Source organism: Variovorax sp. J22G73 (assembly GCF_030317035.1).
Taxonomy (GTDB): Bacteria; Pseudomonadota; Gammaproteobacteria; order Burkholderiales; family Burkholderiaceae_C; genus Variovorax.
The window spans coordinates 1,355,521-1,372,970 of sequence record NZ_JASZYK010000001.1 but is presented as its reverse complement, the minus strand read 5'-3'; the positions used below and the strand labels follow the sequence as shown (position 1 = coordinate 1,372,970).

Annotated in this window: 14 protein-coding genes; 5 read left to right on the top strand and 9 right to left on the bottom strand. The window is 69.1% G+C overall.

From position 1 onward, the window contains the following. Positions 1-5: 5 nt before the first annotated feature. The 8 genes from QTI51_RS06455 to QTI51_RS06420 all read right to left on the bottom strand — a co-directional run bounded on the left by QTI51_RS06455 (position 6) and on the right by QTI51_RS06420 (position 7,948). Positions 6-989 (bottom strand): branched-chain amino acid ABC transporter permease, encoded by a 984-nt coding sequence (locus QTI51_RS06455; RefSeq protein ID WP_116908812.1) that lies wholly within the window; start codon positions 987-989, stop codon positions 6-8. Between the two features lie 160 nt (positions 990-1,149). Beyond that, on the bottom strand, positions 1,150-1,878 hold the full coding sequence (locus QTI51_RS06450; RefSeq protein WP_116908811.1) for an ABC transporter ATP-binding protein: 729 nt from the start codon (positions 1,876-1,878) through the stop codon (positions 1,150-1,152). Beyond that, positions 1,875-2,639 (bottom strand): ABC transporter ATP-binding protein, encoded by a 765-nt coding sequence (locus QTI51_RS06445; RefSeq protein ID WP_116908810.1) that lies wholly within the window; start codon positions 2,637-2,639, stop codon positions 1,875-1,877. Before QTI51_RS06445 ends, QTI51_RS06450 begins: the two co-directional genes overlap by 4 nt. Before the next feature lie 49 nt (positions 2,640-2,688). After that, positions 2,689-4,146, bottom strand: coding sequence for an extracellular catalytic domain type 2 short-chain-length polyhydroxyalkanoate depolymerase (locus QTI51_RS06440; RefSeq protein ID WP_116908809.1), 1,458 nt, complete (start codon positions 4,144-4,146; stop codon positions 2,689-2,691). A gap of 221 nt (positions 4,147-4,367) precedes the next feature. Beyond that, complete coding sequence (locus QTI51_RS06435) at positions 4,368-5,555, bottom strand: substrate-binding domain-containing protein (RefSeq protein ID WP_116908808.1); 1,188 nt, start codon at positions 5,553-5,555, stop codon at positions 4,368-4,370. 144 nt (positions 5,556-5,699) lie between these two features. Beyond that, positions 5,700-5,975 (bottom strand): hypothetical protein, encoded by a 276-nt coding sequence (locus QTI51_RS06430; RefSeq protein WP_116908807.1) that lies wholly within the window; start codon positions 5,973-5,975, stop codon positions 5,700-5,702. Beyond that, complete coding sequence (locus QTI51_RS06425; RefSeq protein WP_116908806.1) at positions 5,972-6,322, bottom strand: hypothetical protein; 351 nt, start codon at positions 6,320-6,322, stop codon at positions 5,972-5,974. Before QTI51_RS06425 ends, QTI51_RS06430 begins: the two co-directional genes overlap by 4 nt. 93 nt (positions 6,323-6,415) lie before the next feature. Beyond that, the gene (locus QTI51_RS06420) at positions 6,416-7,948 is read right to left on the bottom strand and encodes a sigma-54 interaction domain-containing protein (RefSeq protein WP_116908805.1); all 1,533 of its coding nucleotides are present in this window, start codon (positions 7,946-7,948) and stop codon (positions 6,416-6,418) included. A gap of 94 nt (positions 7,949-8,042) precedes the next feature. Between QTI51_RS06420 and QTI51_RS06415 the strand changes: the two genes are divergently transcribed. The 5 genes from QTI51_RS06415 (at position 8,043) to QTI51_RS06395 (ending at position 15,975) form a co-directional block, all read left to right on the top strand. Then, the gene (locus QTI51_RS06415; protein ID WP_116908804.1) at positions 8,043-9,242 is read left to right on the top strand and encodes a cation:proton antiporter; all 1,200 of its coding nucleotides are present in this window, start codon (positions 8,043-8,045) and stop codon (positions 9,240-9,242) included. A 75-nt stretch (positions 9,243-9,317) separates the two neighbouring features. Next, positions 9,318-10,052: a TetR/AcrR family transcriptional regulator gene (locus tag QTI51_RS06410; RefSeq protein ID WP_116908803.1), complete on the top strand. Its 735-nt coding sequence runs from the start codon at positions 9,318-9,320 to the stop codon at positions 10,050-10,052. After that, positions 10,049-11,623, top strand: a complete 1,575-nt coding sequence (locus QTI51_RS06405; protein ID WP_116908802.1) for an efflux transporter outer membrane subunit — start codon at positions 10,049-10,051, stop codon at positions 11,621-11,623. The genes QTI51_RS06410 and QTI51_RS06405 overlap by 4 nt, the downstream gene beginning before the upstream one ends. Further along, positions 11,620-12,840 carry an efflux RND transporter periplasmic adaptor subunit gene (locus tag QTI51_RS06400; protein WP_116908801.1) on the top strand — a complete coding sequence of 407 codons (1,221 nt, stop codon included), beginning with the start codon at positions 11,620-11,622 and terminating at the stop codon, positions 12,838-12,840. The genes QTI51_RS06405 and QTI51_RS06400 overlap by 4 nt, the downstream gene beginning before the upstream one ends. An 18-nt stretch (positions 12,841-12,858) precedes the next feature. After that, positions 12,859-15,975, top strand: coding sequence for an efflux RND transporter permease subunit (locus QTI51_RS06395; RefSeq protein WP_116908800.1), 3,117 nt, complete (start codon positions 12,859-12,861; stop codon positions 15,973-15,975). Positions 15,976-16,020: 45 nt separating this feature from the next. Here the strand turns inward: QTI51_RS06395 and QTI51_RS06390 are convergent, their stop codons facing one another. After that, the gene (locus QTI51_RS06390) at positions 16,021-17,418 is read right to left on the bottom strand and encodes an alpha/beta hydrolase family protein (protein ID WP_207786662.1); all 1,398 of its coding nucleotides are present in this window, start codon (positions 17,416-17,418) and stop codon (positions 16,021-16,023) included. Between the last annotated feature and the right edge of the window lie 32 nt (positions 17,419-17,450).

The window sequence follows — 17,450 nt, the reverse complement described above, 5'->3', positions numbered from 1 at the left end:
TCTCCTCAACGGTTCGCCACGGGGTACACGCCCTGCGGGCGCCACAGCAGCACGGCCACCATCAGGAAGATGCTCGCGAACTGCGTGAGCGTGGGCACCAGGAAGCCGATGTAGTTGGTCATCAGCCCCACCAGCAGCGCGCCGATGAGCGCCCCGCCCGTCGAGCCCAGCCCGCCGATGATGATGACGATGAAGATCAGCACGTTCACCTGCGCGCCCATCTGCGGCACCAGGTTCTGCTGAAAGAGCCCCCACATCACGCCGCCCAGGCCGGCCAGCGCGCTGCCCACCACGAACACGCCCACAAAGAGCCGGCCGATGCGGTAGCCCAGCGACTCGACCATCTCGCGGTCCTGCACGCCGGCGCGAATGAGCAGGCCGATCTTGGTGCGGCCCAGCGTCCAGGCGAGCACGCCGAACACCACCACGCCGACGGCCACCGCGAGCAGGCGGTACTTGCTGATGGCGGCGTCGCCGATGAGCAGCGAGCCGCGCAGGGCCTCGGGCAGCGGCAGCGGAACCTGCGCCGGCCCCCAGATCACCTTGATGAGCTCCTCGCCGATGATCATGCCGCCCATGGTGATGAGGATCTGCTTCAGGTGCTGGCCGTACACGGGCCGCACGATGAAGCGCTCGAACGCCAGGCCCACGGCGCCGGCCACGAGCATCGCGACCAGCATGGCCGGGAACACCGCCACCAGGTTGCGCCACAGCTCGCCAGAGCCGGTCCAGTCGCCCATCAGGCCGAGCACGCTGCTGGCCACGAAGGCGCCCAGCGCGATGAACACGCCATGGCCGAAGTTCAGCACGTCCATCAGCCCGAACACCAGCGTGAGACCCGAGGCGATGATGAAGATGATCATGCCCATGGCCAGGCCGGCCACCGTGAGCGTGAGCCAGGTCGAGAAGGAGCCGGTGAGGGGCAGCGCGACCAGGGCGAGCACGGGGGCGAGCAGGAGGGGCTTCCAGTCGAAGTCGAGCTTGGTCATGCGCGCGCCCCCTGCTGGTCTTGCTCCCTCTCCCCTTGCGGGGAGAGGGTTGGGGTGAGGGCCAGCGGCACCCACGCGAGGGCGCGGCCATTGCACAGGCCGCCTGCCCTCACCCTAGCCCTCTCCCGCAAGCGGGAGAGGGAACAAGTCATCGAATACGTCATAGCGCCAGGCCCAGAAGAGATTGCTGCAACTGCGCGTCCTCGGAGAACGCCGCCATCGACCCCGCATGCACCACGCGGCCGTTGTCCATCACCGCGACGGAGTCGCCCAGGCGCTGGGCGAAGTTGATGTTCTGCTCGACCAGCAGGATGGTCACGCCGCTGCGCTTCAGCTCCGCGAAGGCGTCGATCATGTTGTTGATCATCACGGGCGCCAGGCCCTTGCTGGGCTCGTCGATGATGAGCAGCTCGCGCGGCTCCACGATGGCGCGCGACACGGCCAGCATCTGCTTCTGCCCGCCCGAGAGCTTGCCCGCCGGGTGGTTCCAGAACTTCTCCACCGCGGGGAACAGCTTGAAGATCCACTTCAGCCGCGTGTCGTCGATCTGCTGCGCGTTCTTGGCGCCGCGCGCGGCCAGCAGCATGTTCTCCTTCACCGTGAGGTCCGAGAAGATGCCCATGTTCTCGGGCACGTAGGCAATGCCCAGGCCGGCGATCTGCGGCGTGTGCTGTGTCGTGATTTCCTTGTCGCCGAAGCGCACCCTGCCCTGCGACGCATGCCACAGGCCCATGATGGTTCGCAGCGTGGTCGTCTTGCCCGCGCCGTTGCGCCCCAGCAGCATGGTGAGCTGCCCGCGCGGCACCGCGAGGTCGACGCCGTGAAGGATGTGGTACGCCCCGATGTGCGTGTGCACGCCCTCGAGGGTCAAGAGGTTGTCGGTGCTCATGCGGCCTCCTTCGCGATGCCCAGGTAGGCCTCCTGCACCACCGGCGAGGCGATCACCTCCGCCGGCTCGCCGTCGGCCACCAGCGTGCCGTTGTGCAGCACGATGATGCGGTCGGCCAGCTCGCGCACCACGTCCATCTTGTGCTCCACCAGCAAAATGGTCTTGGTCTTGTCCTGCTTCAGCTTGCGGATCAGGTCGAGGATGACCGGCGCCTCGGCCGCGTTCATGCCGGCTGTGGGCTCGTCGAACATGAACACCTTCGGCTCCAGCGCCATCAGCAGCGCCACCTCCAGCTTGCGCTGATCGCCGTGCGGCAGGCTGGCCACCGTGGCGTGCTCGCGCGACTTCAGGGCCACATCGGCCAGGATCTGGTCGGCCCGCTCGGTCAGCGCCTTGTGGTCGCTCCAGATGCTCCACAGGTTCAGCCCGCGCCGGTGCGCGCCCTCGCGCGTGGCCTGCACGGCCAGGCGCACGTTCTCCAGCACCGTGAGGTTGGGGAACAGGTTGGTCAGCTGAAACGCACGCCCCAGCCCCGCGTGCGTGCGCGCGGACGGCGACAGGCCCGACAGCAGCTGCCCGTCGAGCGTGACCGTGCCGGCGCTCGCCTTGAGCTGGCCCGAGATCAGGTTGAAGTAGGTGGTCTTGCCCGCCCCGTTGGGGCCGACGATGGCCGTCAGCGTGCCCGGCGCGAAGGCGCAGCTCACGTTGTTGACGGCCACGTGCCCGCCGAAGCGGATGGTCAGTTCTCGGGTCTCAAGCATCGTTGGTCATGCGAATCAGCAAGTCGATAAAAACAAAAGGTGCGCGGCCTCAGCAGCTGCCGATCACGTAGTAGTTGGGGCCGGTCTGCTTCAGCGTGGTGGTCGCGTAGATGTTCCACAGGCCCATCGACTGGTTCGAGCCGTAGGCGTACGTGAGCCCGTACAGCGCGTAGGCCCGCCCGGCGATGGTGTGCGTGTAGTTGCTCGCGGTGAAGCAGGTGCCTCCACCCCCGCCACCGCTGCCGGCCAGCGTGCTGCCGGTGGCCGCGGCGGACATGGCGCCCTCGGCATTGCTGGCGTTCAGCGCGGCCACGGTCCAGCTGTAGGTGGTCGACGCGGCCAGGCCGGTGTCGGTGTAGCTGGTGGCCGTGACGGGCGACGCGTTCACCTTGCTGCCGCCGCGGTACACGTTGTAGCCGGTGGCGCCGCTCACGCCGGCCCAGCCGATCACCATGCTGCTGGCGGTCGCGCCCGAGGTGCCCACGCCCACCGGCGCCGGCAGGCCGCTGCCGCCCGACGTGCCGGTGACGCGGTCGATCATGGCCTTCATGGCCGCCATCTGCGGGCCCGACTTCTTCGAGTAGTTGGCGTTGTCATAGCCCCACCAGTCCCAGCAGCTGTTGGTGGCCGCGGTGCTGGTCTGCGGGTAGACCAGCACGATGTTGTTGGTGTCGGCCCAGCGGTTGTAGCCGGTCTTCTTCACGTACTGGTCGCCCACGTCGGTGTAGTTCTGCTTGCAGCCGTGCAGCACCAGGTGCACGCGGCACGAGGTGGTGGTGCAGGCCTGCGGCACGTAGAGCCAGCCCGTGGCGGCCATGCCGTGGCCGGTGATGAACTCCGACTGGTTGAACTCGGTGAAGGTGCCGCCCAGCGCGCCGTTGTTGCGCGGGTTCAGCGGCCCGTAGAGCTGCGTGAGGATCTCGCCCGCCAGGTCGAGCCCGCAGTTGTTGATGTACGGCGAGGCCGTGGTGCTGCAGGCGCCGCCGTAGTCGTCGGTCACCATGGCGTGGCCCGCGCCCACGTTGTTCCGGTAGACCGTGTTGGCCGCGGGCACGAAGCTCTGGTAGTAGGTCTTCAGGTCGTCCATGACGGCCTGCTTCACCGTGTTGTCGGAGGTGCCCGAGAACAGGTACACCTTGGAGCCGCTCAGGTTCGACACCGGGTCGATCGCGCCGCTGGCGGCCCAGCTGTTGGTGGTGCTCACCAGCGAGGCCACCGGAATGCTCGTGCTGTGCGTCATGCAGCGCCCCGTGGCGTTGAGCACCGAGCCTTCGGCGCAATAGAACGGGCCGCCCGCCACCACGCCGGCGCCGCGCTTGAAGGTGGCCGAGTAAGCCACGTGCAGCTGCACCGACATGAAGCCGCCGGCCGACAGGCCCGACACGCTCACCTCCGCCGGGTTGGCGCCCAGCGCCGGCAGCGGCACCGCCGCCGTCGCGGCATGCGCCGCCACCGCCATGGCCGCGGCTGCGGCAAGTCCCTTCCAGTTGAATCTCATCGCTGGCATCGCTGTCTCCTTCTGTTGTGGGTATAGAACGCTTGCTCTGCAGACTGACGAATCGACCGTGGAAACACGCCGCGCACGCGAACGCACATGGGGATGCGAACGCACATGCGGATGCGAACGCTGGCGCTTCGCCCGGCGGCCATCCGGGGCGAAAGGAAAGCGGCGAAAAGAGGCGGCGCCTTCCGTGCGCCGCGGGGTTCAGTTGGCTTGAAGCGCCGTGGTCAGCGCTTGTTCTTGATGGGAATGTCCATCTCTTCGGGCTTGATCTCGTGCACCAGTTCAGGCACGCCCCAGGCGAACGCCGGGTCCACCTTGATCTTGAAGTGGTACATCGACTGCATGGCCTGGTGGTCTTCCTTGCGGAAGGTCATCTTGCCCTTGGGCGTGTCGAAGCTCATGCCTTCCATGGTGCTGATGAGCTTGTTGGTGCTGGTGTCGCCGTTGGTCTTCTTCAGCGCCGTCACCACCGCCATCGCGGCCGAGAAACCGCCGGCCGTGAAGAAGTCCGGCGGCGTCTTGAATTCCTTGTAGTGCGCCGACACCATCGCGTCGTTCACCGGGTTCTTCGGAATGCCGAAGTAGTAGTACGCCGCGCCTTCCATGCCCGGCAGGCTCTTGTAGGCGGCCATGGCCGGCAGGATGTTGCCGCCCGTGGCGATCTCGATGTTGTAGCGCTTCAGGTCGAGGTCGACGATCTTGAACGGGTTGCCCGCGCCGGCCCACACGATCCAGATGATCTTGCGGCCCGGCTGGTCCTTCAGCTTGTCGATCAGGCGCTGCGCGCCGGCGGTGAAGTCGGTGGTGGCGGGCGGCAGGTATTCCTCGTGCACCAGCTTCGCCTTCTTCAGCGCGGCACCGAAGGCCTTCACGCCGTCGCGGCCGAAGGCGTTGTCCTGGGCCAGCGTGGCCACGGTAACGCCGGCCTTGTCGACCGCCACCGCGTTGGAGATCGCGTCCTGGCTCGAATTGCGGCCGGTGCGGAAGATGTACTTGTTCCACTTGTCGCCGGTGATCGAGTCGGCCACGGCGGGCTCGACCAGCAGGATCTTCTTGTACTCCTCGGCCACCGGCAGCATGGCCAGCGCCACGCCCGAGGCGGTCGGGCCGACGGCCAGCGCGGCCTTGTCGTCGGAGTAGGCGGCAGCCAGCAGCGACTTGCCCAGGTCGGGCTTGCCCTGGTCGTCCTTCTCGATGACCACCAGCTTCTTGCCGGCCACGGTCATGGTGCCTTCGGTGGCGTAGTTCAGGCCCATCATGAAACCGGTCTGGGTCTGCTTGCCGTAGGCCTCCAGCGCGCCGGTCTTGCTGTAGATGTGCGCGATGCGGATTTCGTTGGACTGGGCCCAGGCGGGTGCGGCAGCGGCACAGGCGGCGAGTGCGGCCAGGGCGACGAGGTGGCGACGGTTCATTCTTTGTCTCCTGATAAAGGTGACTGAATATTGCACACTTCGTGCCACCCGGTAACCTATTGATAACAAACGCTTCTTCGCTGGAGGAAAGCGCTCTTCGCCTGAATCCAGAACACTTGCCGTGTCTGAATTTCAGTCGACTGTCTATTTATCAGTCAGGGTTTTCGCGGAGGCTTGGCGTTCGGCGATCCACTGCCTGAACTGCCGCTCGGCCTGCAACCTGAACTCGTTGCGCGCGTGGTTGCAGGCGGCGTGCGCCAGGCGGCGGTGCTTCTGCGAGCGCAGGCCGCCCAGCGTGGCGTCCAGCAGGTGCTCGATGGTCGCGGACTCGGGCCGGCCGTGCGGCTCGTCGAAGTCCATGGGCAGGCCGCACCAGTGGCAGTTGGGCCCGAAGGTGGAGCGCAGGGCCTTCACGCTCACAGGCTTGCGTACTCCAAAATTTCCTGGCCCATCAACGTGCAGTCGTTGCCCGACACGTAGTAGATGAGCCGCATGCGGTAGTCGCCCTTGTAGATGCTGCCCCACACCTCGAGCACCTTGAACTGCTGCTTCTTGTTGGCGGGGTTGCGAATGGGCGCCATCTCCTTCACGTCGGGGCTGATGCGGATGCGGTCGTCCTCGCCGAAGTGGAAGGTCAGCAGCTTCCTGGCGCGGGCGACGGCCTCGCTGGCGCATTGGGGGGCGGCGCTGGCGAGGCTGGAAAAGCCGGCGGTGGCGCAGAAAACGAGGCAAACGGCGGGCCGGGCAATGTGGGCAAGGGCCTTCATGGGTCGTCGGGTCTGGGTTGGGTTTGTGTTCAGGGGCGGGAGTATCGCCCGCTCGATGCGGCCGGGCCGACCCGTGTTCAGACGCTCAGGCATTCAGGCGTCTTGGCTCGTCATGCGCTCATACAGCGTCGCGCGCGAAATGCCCAGCAGCCGCGCCGTCGCCAGCTTATTCCCGCCGTTCGACGCCAGCGCCGCCGCGATCGCCTTGCGCTCCAGCTCGGCCACCTGCTGCGCGAGCGGGCGCAGCAGCGCGGCCTGCTCATCGGCGTCGTGCGCGCTTTGCAGCGTGGCGGGCAGCTCGATCTGCTCCAGCCCGGCCTCGCGCAGGATGCGCTCGAGTTGCGCGGCGTCGATGCGCTGCGAGTCGCTGCGCATGGTCACCTGCTCCAGCACGTTGCGCAGCTCGCGGATGTTGCCGCGCCAGTGCTGGCCGGCCAGCAGGGCGAGCGCGTCGGGCGTGAGCTCGGGCGGGGCTTCGCCGCTGCGCAGGGCCATGTCCTCGCCCAGCGCCTCGACCAGCGCGGGAATGTCGGCGCGCCGGTCGCGCAGCGGCGGCACGCGCAGCGGCAGCACGTTGAGGCGGTAGTACAGGTCTTCGCGGAACTGGCCGCGGCGCACCAGCTCCGGCAGGTCGCGCGAGGTGGCGGCGATCACGCGGGCGTCGAAGGGCACGAGCTTGTTGGAGCCCAGCGGCTCGATCTCCCCCTCCTGCAGCGCGCGCAGCAGCTTGGCCTGCAGGCCCAGCGGCATGTCGCCGATCTCGTCGAGAAACAGGCTGCCGCCGTCGGCCAGCTTGAACTTGCCCTCGCGCCCTCGCCTGTCGGCGCCGGTGAAGGCACCGGGCGCGAAGCCGAAGAACTCGGCCTCCAGCAGGGTGTCGGGCACGGCCGCGATGTTCACGCTGACGAACTGCCCCTTGGCGCGCGCCGACGACGCATGGATGGCATGCGCCAGCAGCTCCTTGCCCGTGCCGGTCTCGCCCAGCAGCAGCACCGGGCTGGCCGACTGCGCGGCGCGGCGCGCATGGCGCTTCACCTCGACCGCCGCGGGGCTGCTGCCGATGAAGCTCGCAAAGGTGTACTTGGAGCGGCGCTGCCCGTCGGCCGCGTGCTGGTACAGCGGGTTGGCGCGCTGGCTCGCGAGCTCGCGGCGCGCGTCGTCGAGGTCGCGCTGCAGCAGCGCGAACTTGCTGATGAGCGGCTGCAGCGTGGTCTCGGGCTGGTCGAACAGCACGATGCCGATGGCGCCGATGACGTCGCCCATTCCCCTTTCGGCGCCTTCGCGCTCCTCGCGCAGCGGAATGCGGCTGACCACGAAGGTGCCGGCCTTGTTGGTCAGCAGGTCGATCAATATCGGCTCGCCGGTCTCGAGCACGCGGCGCATCTGGGTGTTGGGGATCACGTCTTCCACCATGTGCCCCATGAACTGGTCGATGGACGAGAAGCCCAGCGCCGGCAAGAAGCGCCGATAGCCCTCGTTCACCCACACGATGCGCCCGCCCCGGTCGACCAGGAACATGCCCTGGCTGATGCTGGAGAACAGGTGGAACATCGAGCGCGCGGCGAGCGCGAGGATGCCCTCTGCATCGAGGGGCAAGGCGGGCGGTGCGGTGGAGGCGGCGGGCATGGCGGGATCGTAGCGCCCTCGCCCGCCGCCAGCGCCCATGACAAACTGCGGCGCTTCCCCCTCTTTTCTTTCAGGCCGCACGGCCCCGCCTTCCATGAGCACATCCGAGATCTTCCTGATCGCCATGCTGATCATCTTCACCGCGCCCTACCTCGTGTGGCGGCTCGGTCGCACCGAGTATTTCGCGCCGCTGGTGGTGGTGCAGATCGTCACGGGCATCGTGCTCGGGCCGGGCGTGCTGGGCGCGGTGTTTCCGGAGTACTACAAGTTCGTCTTCAACGCGCCGGTGATCCAGTCGCTCAACGCCATCGCGCAGTGGGCGGTGATGCTGTTCGTGTGGATCGCCGGCATCGAGCTCGACCTGCGCAAGGCCTGGGAGCACCGGCGCGAAAGCGGCGTGACCGCGGGGCTGGCGCTGGGCGTGCCGCTGGTGTTCGGCAGCATGGCGGCGCTGGGGATGCTGGCGTTTCCGGGCTGGATGGGGGCGAAGGCGCAGACCTGGCAGTTCGTGCTGGGCATCGGCATGTCGTGCGCGGTGACGGCGCTGCCGATATTGATCCTGTTCATGGAGAAGCTGCAGATCCTGCGCCAGCCCATCGGCCAGCGCATCCTGCGCTACGCGAGCCTGGACGACATCGCGATCTGGGGCGTGCTGGCGCTCATCCTCATGGACTGGGAGCGCGTGGGCAGGCAGCTCGCGTTCCTTGCGCTGTTCGCCGTGGCGAGCGCGGCCTTTCGCTGGGCGATGGTGCGCATTCCCGAAAAAGACCGCTGGTTCCTGGGCCTGGTGTGGCTCGCGGCGTGCGGGCTGGGGGCGGACTGGTCGGGCCTGCACTACATGGTGGGCGCCTTCATCGCCGGCGCGGTGATGGACGCCGACTGGTTCGACCAGAAGCAGCTCGACGGCCTGCGCCACAACGTGCTGCTGGTGGCGATGCCGGTGTTCTTCCTGAGCACGGGCCTGCGCACCAACTGGGAGGTGGGCGGCGCCGCGGTGTTCGTGGCGGCGGCGGTGCTGCTGGTGGCGTCGGTGGGCGGCAAGCTCATCGGCACGCTGCTGGCCGGGCGCATCCTGCGCTGGCAGCCGGGCGAAGGCGCGCTCATCGGCTGGCTGCTGCAGACCAAGGCGCTGATCATGATCATCTTCGCCAACGTGCTGCTCGACAAGGCGCTCATCACCAACGAGGCCTTCACCGCCTTGCTGCTGATGGCGGTGGCGAGCACCATGCTCACGGTGCCGGTTGTTGCGCCGCGGCTGCAGCGGATGAAAGAGATTGTTTTCCGCGCCAGGTAGCGTTGGTGAAGCGTTTGCAGAAAGCGCTTCAGCAAGCCTTAAGTAAATCAATCGTTTGATTTTGTGCGTGGTTTAATGCCACGCATGAAAGCGAGCGATTCCCTCACCGCGGGCAGCCCGGGAAGCCCGGCCCCCCAGCCTCCCCCCCGCCGCGCACCGCGCAGCGACGGCGCCGAGGCACGCCACCGGCTGCTGCACACCGCCTTGCGGCTGTTCGCGCGGAAGGGCTTCGCCAAGACCTCCACGCGCGAGATCGCCCGCGAGGCCGAGGTCAACATCTCGGCCATCAGCTACTACTTCGGCGACAAGGAGGGGCTGTACGCCGCCACCTTCTGCGAGCCGATGGGCGGCGACGCCAACGACCTGATGGCCGCCTGCAGCACGCCCGGCCGGTCGCTGGAAGACACGCTGCGCGTGTGCATGGTGACGATGATCGACCCGCTCAAGCAGGGCGAGATCGTGCGGCAATGCATCCAGCTGCACATGCGCGAAATGCTGGAGCCCACCAGCCGCTGGGCCGAGGAGCTCGACCGAGAAATCAAGGGCCCGCACCGCGCCATCGCCGAGCTGCTGTGCCGCCACCTCGGGGTGGAGCGCGCCGACGACGACATCCACCGCCTGACCTTCGCCATCACCGGGCTGTCGATGCAGCTCTACGTGAGCCAGGACTTCATCGAGGCGATTCGCCCGTCGCTGCTGCGCACGCCGCGCGCCATCGACACCTGGGCCGACCGCCTCACGGGCTATGCACTGGCGCTGGTGGAGGCCGAAGCGGCCCGCCGCCGCGCCGAGAGAAAGCTGAAGAAATGAAAAGAAGCCGACTGAAACTGATCGCCACCTTGTTACTGCCCCTGGGCCTGGGCCTGGCGGGCTGCTCGCTGACGCGACCGCCCGCGCAGGTGGCCGCGCCCTTCCCCGCGCAATGGAACGCGCCGCTGCCGCACGGCGGCTCGCTGGCCGTGCTGGCCGACTGGTGGCGCCAGCTGGACGACCCCTTGCTGGTCGAGCTCATCGGCGCCGCCGAGGCCGCGAGCCCCAACGTCGCCAGCGCCGCGGCGCGCGTGGCCGAGGCGCGCTCCACGCGCGTGCAGGCCGGCGCCGCCCTGCTGCCCAGCCTGGACGGCACGGCGTCGGCCAGCCGCGGCACCTCGGGCTTTTCTTCGGGCGCGCCGAGCACGGGGGGCAGCGCAAGCAGCGGCGAGCTGTCGGCCAGCACGCCCGTCACCACGCTGCAGGCCGGCCTGCAGTCGAAGTGGGAGGTCGACCTGTTCGGCCGCCTGCGCGCCGACCGCGACGCCGCGCAGGCCAAGCAGAACAGCGCCAACGCCAAGTGGCACGACGCCCGCGTGGCGGTGGCCGCCGAAACGGCCAACGCGTACTTCGCCGAGCGCGCCTGCCAGGAGCAGCTGCGCGTGTCGGAGTCCGATGCGCGCTCGCGCTCGGAAACCTCGCGCCTCACCGAGCTGTCGGCCAAGGCCGGCTTCACCGCGCCGGCGGACGCCGCGCTGGCCCGCGCCAGCGCCTCCGACGCCTCGGGCCGCCTGACGCAGCAGCGCGCCACCTGCGCCGTGCAGCGCAAGGCGCTGGTGGCGCTCAGCGGCATCGAAGAGCCCACGCTCGCGCAGAAGCTCGCCGCCGCGCCCACGCAGCGCGTGCTGCCGGCCGTGGGCAGCATCGCCAGCGTGCCGGCCGAGGCGATCTCGCAAAGGCCCGACGTCTACGCGGCCGAACTCGGCGTGGCCTCCGCCAGCGCCGACGTGGGCTCCGCCGAGGCCGAGCGCTACCCGAAGCTCACGGTGTCGGGCAACATCGGCCGCTCGCAGATTCGCGTGAGCGGCTTTCGCCAGTCGCTGGAAACCTGGACCGTGGGCCCCGTGTCGCTCACCGTGCCGCTGCTCGACGGCGGCGCGCGCCAGGCCAACACCGACGCCGCCAAGGCCCGCTACACCGAGGCCGTGTCGCTATACCGCGCCAACGTGCGCCAGGCGGTGCGCGAGGTGGAAGAAGCGCTGGTCAACCTCGACGCCACCGACGCCCGCACCACCGACGCCGACAGCGCGGTGAAGAACTACCAGGCCTCCTTCGACGCCACGCAGGCCCGCTACAGCAGCGGCCTTGCCAGCCTGTTCGAGCTGGAGGATTCGCGGCGCACGCTGTTCACCGCGCAGACCGCGCGCGTCTCGCTGCAGCGCGAGCGCACCGAGGCGTGGGTGGCGCTGTACCGCTCGATGGGCGGGGGCTGGAACCGGGCTGTCGACGCATCTGCGGACGCTTCGGCCGAAGTTCCGTCCACTTCCCCCACGTCCTCCACGTCTTCCTCCTCTTCCGAATCGTCCTCAATGACCACCACCCCGGCCGCCAAGGTCGCGACGTCGCCATGAAATCAATGAAGCGTTCCACCCTTGCCATCGCGCTGATCGCGCTCGTCGCCGTGCTTGCGGCGGTCTTCTTCATGACGCGCAAGCCGGCCGACAAGGCAGGCGAAGCCGCGACCGCCGCCAAGACGAAGGACGGCGCCAACGCGCCCAAGCCCGCGCTGACCGTCACCGTCGCCAAGCCCGAAGCCACCGAGCTCATGCTCACGCTCGCGGCCAACGGCAACGTGGCCGCCTGGCAGGAGGCCGTGGTCGGCTCCGAGTCGAACGGGCTGAAGCTGGCCGAAGTGCGCGTGAACGTGGGCGACGTGGTGAAGAAGGGCCAGGTGCTGGCCGTGTTCTCGCCCGAGACGGTGCGCGCCGACATCGCGCAGAGCCGCGCCTCGCTGGCCGAAGCCCGCGCCACCGCGGCCGACGCCGCCGGCAACGCCGCGCGCGCCCGCACGCTGCAGGCCACCGGCGCGCTGAGCCAGCAGCAGATCAACCAGTACCAGACCACCGAGCAGACCGCCAAGGCGCGCGTCGAGGCCGCCGAGGCCGTGCTGGCCGCGCAGGAAGTGCGCGGGCGCAACACGCAGGTGCTGGCGCCCGACGACGGCGTGATCTCCGCGCGCACCGCCACCGTGGGCAGCGTGGTGTCGGCCGGCACCGAGCTGTTCCGGCTGATCCGCCAGGGCCGCCTCGAATGGCGCGCCGAGGTCACCTCGGCCGAGCTGGGCCGCGTCGCGGTCGGCACCACCGCCTTCGTGGTGAGCGCCAGCGGCGCGCAGGTGCGCGGCAAGGTGCGCAGCATCGCGCCCACGGTCGACCCGCAGACGCGCGCGGCGCTGGTGTATGTCGACCTGCCCGCGGTGCAGCAGAACACCGGCATCAAGGCCGGCATGTTCGCGCGCGGCGACTTCGAGCTGGGCCGCAGCACGGCGCCCACCGTGCCGCAGAGCGCCATCGTGCCGCGCGACGGCTTCAACAACGTCTTCGTGCTCAAGCCCGACAACAAGGTGATGCAGCTGAAGGTGCAGGTCGGCCGTCGGCTGAACGACCGCATCGAGATCACCAGCGCGCTGCCCGACGGCGCGCGCGTGGTGGTGCAAGGCGCGGGCTTCCTGAACGACGGCGACTTCGTGCGCGTGGTGGATGCGCCCGCGCCCGCCGCCGCTGCGCAACCCGCAACCACCGCTGCCCCCGCGGCCCAGCCGGCGGCCTCCGCCGCCGCGGCCAAGTAACCCCTTCAAGGACACGCCATGAACGTTTCCGCCTGGTCCATACGCAACCCGATTCCGGCGGTGATGCTGTTCGTGCTGCTCACCTTCGGTGGGTTGCTGTCGTTCAACGCGATGAAGGTGCAGAACTTTCCGGACATCGACCTGCCGACCGTCACGGTCTCGGCGTCGCTGCCCGGTGCCGCGCCTTCGCAGCTGGAGACCGACGTCGCGCGCAAGCTCGAGAACTCCATCGCCACCGTGCAGGGCCTGAAGCACATCACCACCAAGGTGCAGGACGGCGCCGCCACCCTCATCGTCGAGTTCCGCCTCGAAAAACCCGTGCAGGAGGCCGTGGACGACGTGCGCTCGGCGGTGCAGCGCGTGCGCGCCGACCTGCCGGCCGACGTGCGCGACCCGGTGGTCACCAAGCTCGACCTGGCGGGCCAGCCGGTGCTGGCCTTCACCATCGCCTCCTCGCAGATGGACGACGAGGCGCTCAGCTGGTACGTGGACAACGACATCACCAAGAAGCTGCTCGCGCTGCCCGGCGTCGGCGCGGTCAACCGCGTGGGCGGTGCCACGCGCCAGGTGCACGTGGACCTCGACCCGGTCAAGCTGCAGGCGCTGGGCGCCTCGGCCGGCGACATCTCGCGCCAGCTGCGCCAGGTGCAGACCGAGAGCGCGGGCGGCCGCTTCGACCTGGGTGGCAGCGAGCAGCCGGTGCGCACGCTGGCCACGGTGCAATCGGCCGACCAGCTGCGCGACATGCAGATTGCGCTGAGCGACGGCCGGCGCATCCGGCTCGACCAGGTGGCGCGCATCAGCGACACCATCGCCGAGCCGCGCGCGGGCGCGCTGCTCAACGGCAAGCCGGTGGTGGGCTTCGAGGTGGCGCGCAGCCGCGGCGCCAGCGAGGTCGAGGTGGGCCACGCGGTGCAGAAGGCGCTGGCCGACATGCGCGTGCAGCGCCCCGACATCGAGCTGACCGAGGCCTTCAACTTCGTCGACCCGGTGGAAGAGGAATACAACGGCTCGCTGCACCTGCTGTACGAAGGCGCCATCCTGGCGGTGATCGTGGTGTGGCTGTTCCTGCGCGACTGGCGCGCCACCTTCGTGTCGGCCGTGGCGCTGCCCATGTCGGTCATTCCGGCCTTCATCGGCATGCACCTGCTGGGCTTCTCGGTGAACGTGATCTCGCTGCTGGCGCTGTCGCTGGTGGTCGGCATATTGGTGGACGACGCCATCGTGGAGGTCGAGAACATCGTGCGCCACCTGCGCATGGGCAAGACGCCCTACCAGGCGGCCATGGAGGCGGCCGACGAAATCGGGCTGGCGGTGATCGCCACCACCTTCACGCTCATCGCGGTGTTCCTGCCCACGGCCTTCATGAGCGGCGTGGCCGGCAAGTTCTTCAAGCAGTTCGGCTGGACGGCGTCGCTCGCCGTGTTCGCCTCGCTGGTGGTGGCGCGGGTGCTCACGCCGATGATGGCGGCCTACATCCTGAAGCCCATCGTCACCAAGGAGGTCGAGCCCGGCTGGCTGCGCTGGTACATGCGCGCGGTGGGCTGGACCACGCACAACCGCTTCAAGACCATGGTGCTGGCCACCCTGTTCTTCTTCGGCTCGCTGGCCATGATTCCGCTGCTGAAGACCGGTTTCATTCCGCCGGACGACAACTCGCAGACCCAGATCTACCTGTCGCTGGCGCCCGGCTCCACGCTGGCGCAGACCACGGCCGCGGCCGAGGAAACGCGCCGCCGCGTGATGCAGATCGCGCACGTGAAGAGCGTGTACACCACGGTGGCCGGCGGCAGCGCGGGTGGCGACCCGTTCGCGAGCTTCGGCACGCCCGAGACGCGCAAGGCCACGCTCACCATCAAGCTGGACCCGCGCGGCGACCGGCCACGCAAGCAGGTGATCGAGAACCAGATCCGCACCGCGCTCGAGACGCTGCCCGGCGTGCGCAGCACGGTGGGCCTGGGCGGCTCGGGCGAGAAGTACATCCTGGCGCTCACCGGCGAAGACCCGGTGGCGCTGGCCACGGCCGCCAGCGCGGTCGAAAAAGACCTGCGCACCGTTCCCGGCCTGGGCAACATCACCTCGACCGCGAGCCTGATCCGCCCGGAGATCGCGGTGCGCCCCGACTTCGCGCGCGCCGCCGACCTGGGCGTGACCAGCTCGGCCATCGCGGAAACGCTGCGCGTGGCCACGCTGGGCGACTACGACCAGTCGCTGGCCAAGCTCAACCTCGCGCAGCGGCAGGTGCCCATCGTGGTGAAGCTGGAAGACTCGGCGCGCCAGGACATCGACCTGCTCGGGCGCCTGTCGGTGCCCAGCGCGCGCGGGCCGGTCATGCTGAACCAGGTGGCCTCGCTCACCATGGAAGGCGGCCCGGCCGTGATCGACCGCTACGACCGCTCGCGCAACGTGAACTTCGAGATCGAGCTGTCCGGCGTGGGCCTGGGCGACGCCAAGGCCGCGGTGACCAAGCTGCCGTCCATCGTCAAGCTGCCGCCGGGCGTGCGCATTGCCGAGGTGGGCGACGCCGAGGTCATGACCGAGCTGTTCGCCAGCTTCGGTCTGGCGATGCTCACGGGCGTGCTGTGCATCTACATCGTGCTGGTGCTGCTCTTCAAGGACTTCCTGCACCCGGTGACCATCCTGTGCGCGTTGCCGCTGGCGCTCGGCGGTGCATTCGTGGGGTTGCTGATCGGGCAGAAGGCGCTGTCGATGCCCTCGCTCATCGGGCTCATCATGCTCATGGGCATCGCGACCAAGAACTCCATCCTGTTGGTGGAGTACGCCATCGTGGCGCGCCGCGACCACGGCATGAGCCGCTGGGACGCGCTGCGCGACGCCTGCCACAAGCGGGCGCGGCCCATCATCATGACCACGCTGGCCATGGGCGCGGGCATGCTGCCCATCGCGGTCGGCTTCGGCGCGGCCGACTCCAGCTTCCGCTCGCCGATGGCGATGGCGGTGATCGGCGGGCTCATCACCTCGACCGTGCTGAGCCTGCTGGTGGTGCCGGCGGTGTTCACGTACATCGACGACATCGAGCACTGGATCAAGCGCACGGTGCGCAAGCTGCGCGGGCAGCCGGCGGACCCGCACCTGGACGACGACCTGGTCGAGGAGCCGCGGCCGGCGGCCTGACCGTCGGTTTGCTCGCTCGCCGCCGCGAGGCAGTGAGCGGAAAGTTCAGGCGAAGGTCGTGTCCAGCCAGTCGCCGATGCGCGCCATCGCCAGCCGCTGGGCGCCCACGTGGCAATGCGCCCCGGCACCCAGCGTGTCGTCGAGCGCCATGAAGGTCTTGGGGCAGGTCAGGTGCGCATGCAGCATCTCGGGCTGGCCCTTGAAGAACATGTCGTTCGAGGCGGCGCACACCAGCGTCGGGCACTGGATGCGCTCGGCGATGCCGTCGGCCACGTGGTAGTCGAGCAGCGTCGACAGGTAGCCGCGCGCCGTGCCCTTGCCCGTCACCCATGCGCCGTGGCTGAAGGCCCAGCGCGCCTGCGAGTCGTGCGCGGCCATCTGGGCCAGCGCCTTGTCGATGTCGGGCGCCGAGGGCGCGGTGAGAACGCGCCGCGCCACCTCGCGCTGCCCGCCGAACATCGGCAGCGTCTTCAGGCCCATGTCGTAGATGCCGTCGAGCGCCACCAGCGCACGGATGCGCGGCTCGAACGCCGCCGCGCGCGGCGCCAGCACGCCGCCCAGGCTGTTGCCCAGCAGCGCGACGCGGCGCGCATCGACGTCGGGCCGCGCCAGCACATGGTCGAGCACCGGGCCCACCACGTGTTCCCAATCGGGCCGTAGCACCAGGCCTTCGCGGTGCATCGGGCCGGGCTGGCCGGGGCCGTCGAAGCTCAGCACGTTGTAGCCGCGCTCGGCCAGCGCGACGGCGGCGACGTAGTGCATCTCCTCGACCGAGCCGTCGAAGCCGTTGTGCATGACCACGGTGGGCCGACGCCTGGCCGTGGACTTGCCTGTTGCCTTGCCCTGCCCCTGCCCAGCCGCGCGATAGAAGTAGCCCGGCAGGCTGGTGCCTTCGTAGCGGATGCGCACCGGCTCCACGGCCCCGCCCGTGAGCCGGGCCGCGGCGCGAAAGCTTTGCACGCTGCGGTCGTAGGCCGACGCGATGCGCGGATCACCCGGGTTGCCGTGCAGGAAGAATTCCGCGCTGCGGTAGTAGTTGGAGGCGCGAAGGAAGGCGTCTCGCGCGCTCACGGCGTGGCCGCCGTCCTGGCTCTTCTGCGCTTCGGCGGCGACGCGGTCGGCGGTGAGCTTCCATTCGTCGTGCCAGCTGTCGTAGTCGCCGCTGCGGATACGTTGCGCGGTGGCCAGCACTTCGCCGAAGTCAGCGCCGCCGTAGGCGATGTGGCCGAAGGAGCGAAGCGTTTCGAACCAGAAGGTCTCGTCCTGTTCGAAGACGAAGGGCTTCAGCGTGGGGGATGCGGCCGCCGGTGCGGAAGCGGATGCAGGCGCGGCCTGCGCGGCGGGTGGGAGCGAGCTGCCGGAGGCCTCTTCGGCGGCCCTGGCGCCGAGGGCCAGTGCGCCGGTGGCGGCGAGCAGGGAGCGGGCGAATTGACGGCGTTCCATGGCGTGGTTCCTTTCGTTGGGCCGGTTGCCGA

Excerpts from the sequence above, each read along its gene's own strand:
- QTI51_RS06455 (WP_116908812.1), bottom strand. The coding sequence starts at position 989 with ATGACCAAGCTCGACTTCGACTGGAAGCCCCTCCTGCTCGCCCCCGTG.
- QTI51_RS06450 (WP_116908811.1), bottom strand. The coding sequence starts at position 1,878 with ATGAGCACCGACAACCTCTTGACCCTCGAGGGCGTGCACACGCACATC.
- QTI51_RS06445 (WP_116908810.1), bottom strand. The coding sequence starts at position 2,639 with ATGCTTGAGACCCGAGAACTGACCATCCGCTTCGGCGGGCACGTGGCC.
- QTI51_RS06440 (WP_116908809.1), bottom strand. The coding sequence starts at position 4,146 with ATGCCAGCGATGAGATTCAACTGGAAGGGACTTGCCGCAGCCGCGGCC.
- QTI51_RS06435 (WP_116908808.1), bottom strand. The coding sequence starts at position 5,555 with ATGAACCGTCGCCACCTCGTCGCCCTGGCCGCACTCGCCGCCTGTGCC.
- QTI51_RS06425 (WP_116908806.1), bottom strand. The coding sequence starts at position 6,322 with ATGAAGGCCCTTGCCCACATTGCCCGGCCCGCCGTTTGCCTCGTTTTC.
- QTI51_RS06420 (WP_116908805.1), bottom strand. The coding sequence starts at position 7,948 with ATGCCCGCCGCCTCCACCGCACCGCCCGCCTTGCCCCTCGATGCAGAG.
- QTI51_RS06415 (WP_116908804.1), top strand. The coding sequence starts at position 8,043 with ATGAGCACATCCGAGATCTTCCTGATCGCCATGCTGATCATCTTCACC.
- QTI51_RS06410 (WP_116908803.1), top strand. The coding sequence starts at position 9,318 with ATGCCACGCATGAAAGCGAGCGATTCCCTCACCGCGGGCAGCCCGGGA.
- QTI51_RS06405 (WP_116908802.1), top strand. The coding sequence starts at position 10,049 with ATGAAAAGAAGCCGACTGAAACTGATCGCCACCTTGTTACTGCCCCTG.
- QTI51_RS06400 (WP_116908801.1), top strand. The coding sequence starts at position 11,620 with ATGAAATCAATGAAGCGTTCCACCCTTGCCATCGCGCTGATCGCGCTC.
- QTI51_RS06395 (WP_116908800.1), top strand. The coding sequence starts at position 12,859 with ATGAACGTTTCCGCCTGGTCCATACGCAACCCGATTCCGGCGGTGATG.
- QTI51_RS06390 (WP_207786662.1), bottom strand. The coding sequence starts at position 17,418 with ATGGAACGCCGTCAATTCGCCCGCTCCCTGCTCGCCGCCACCGGCGCA.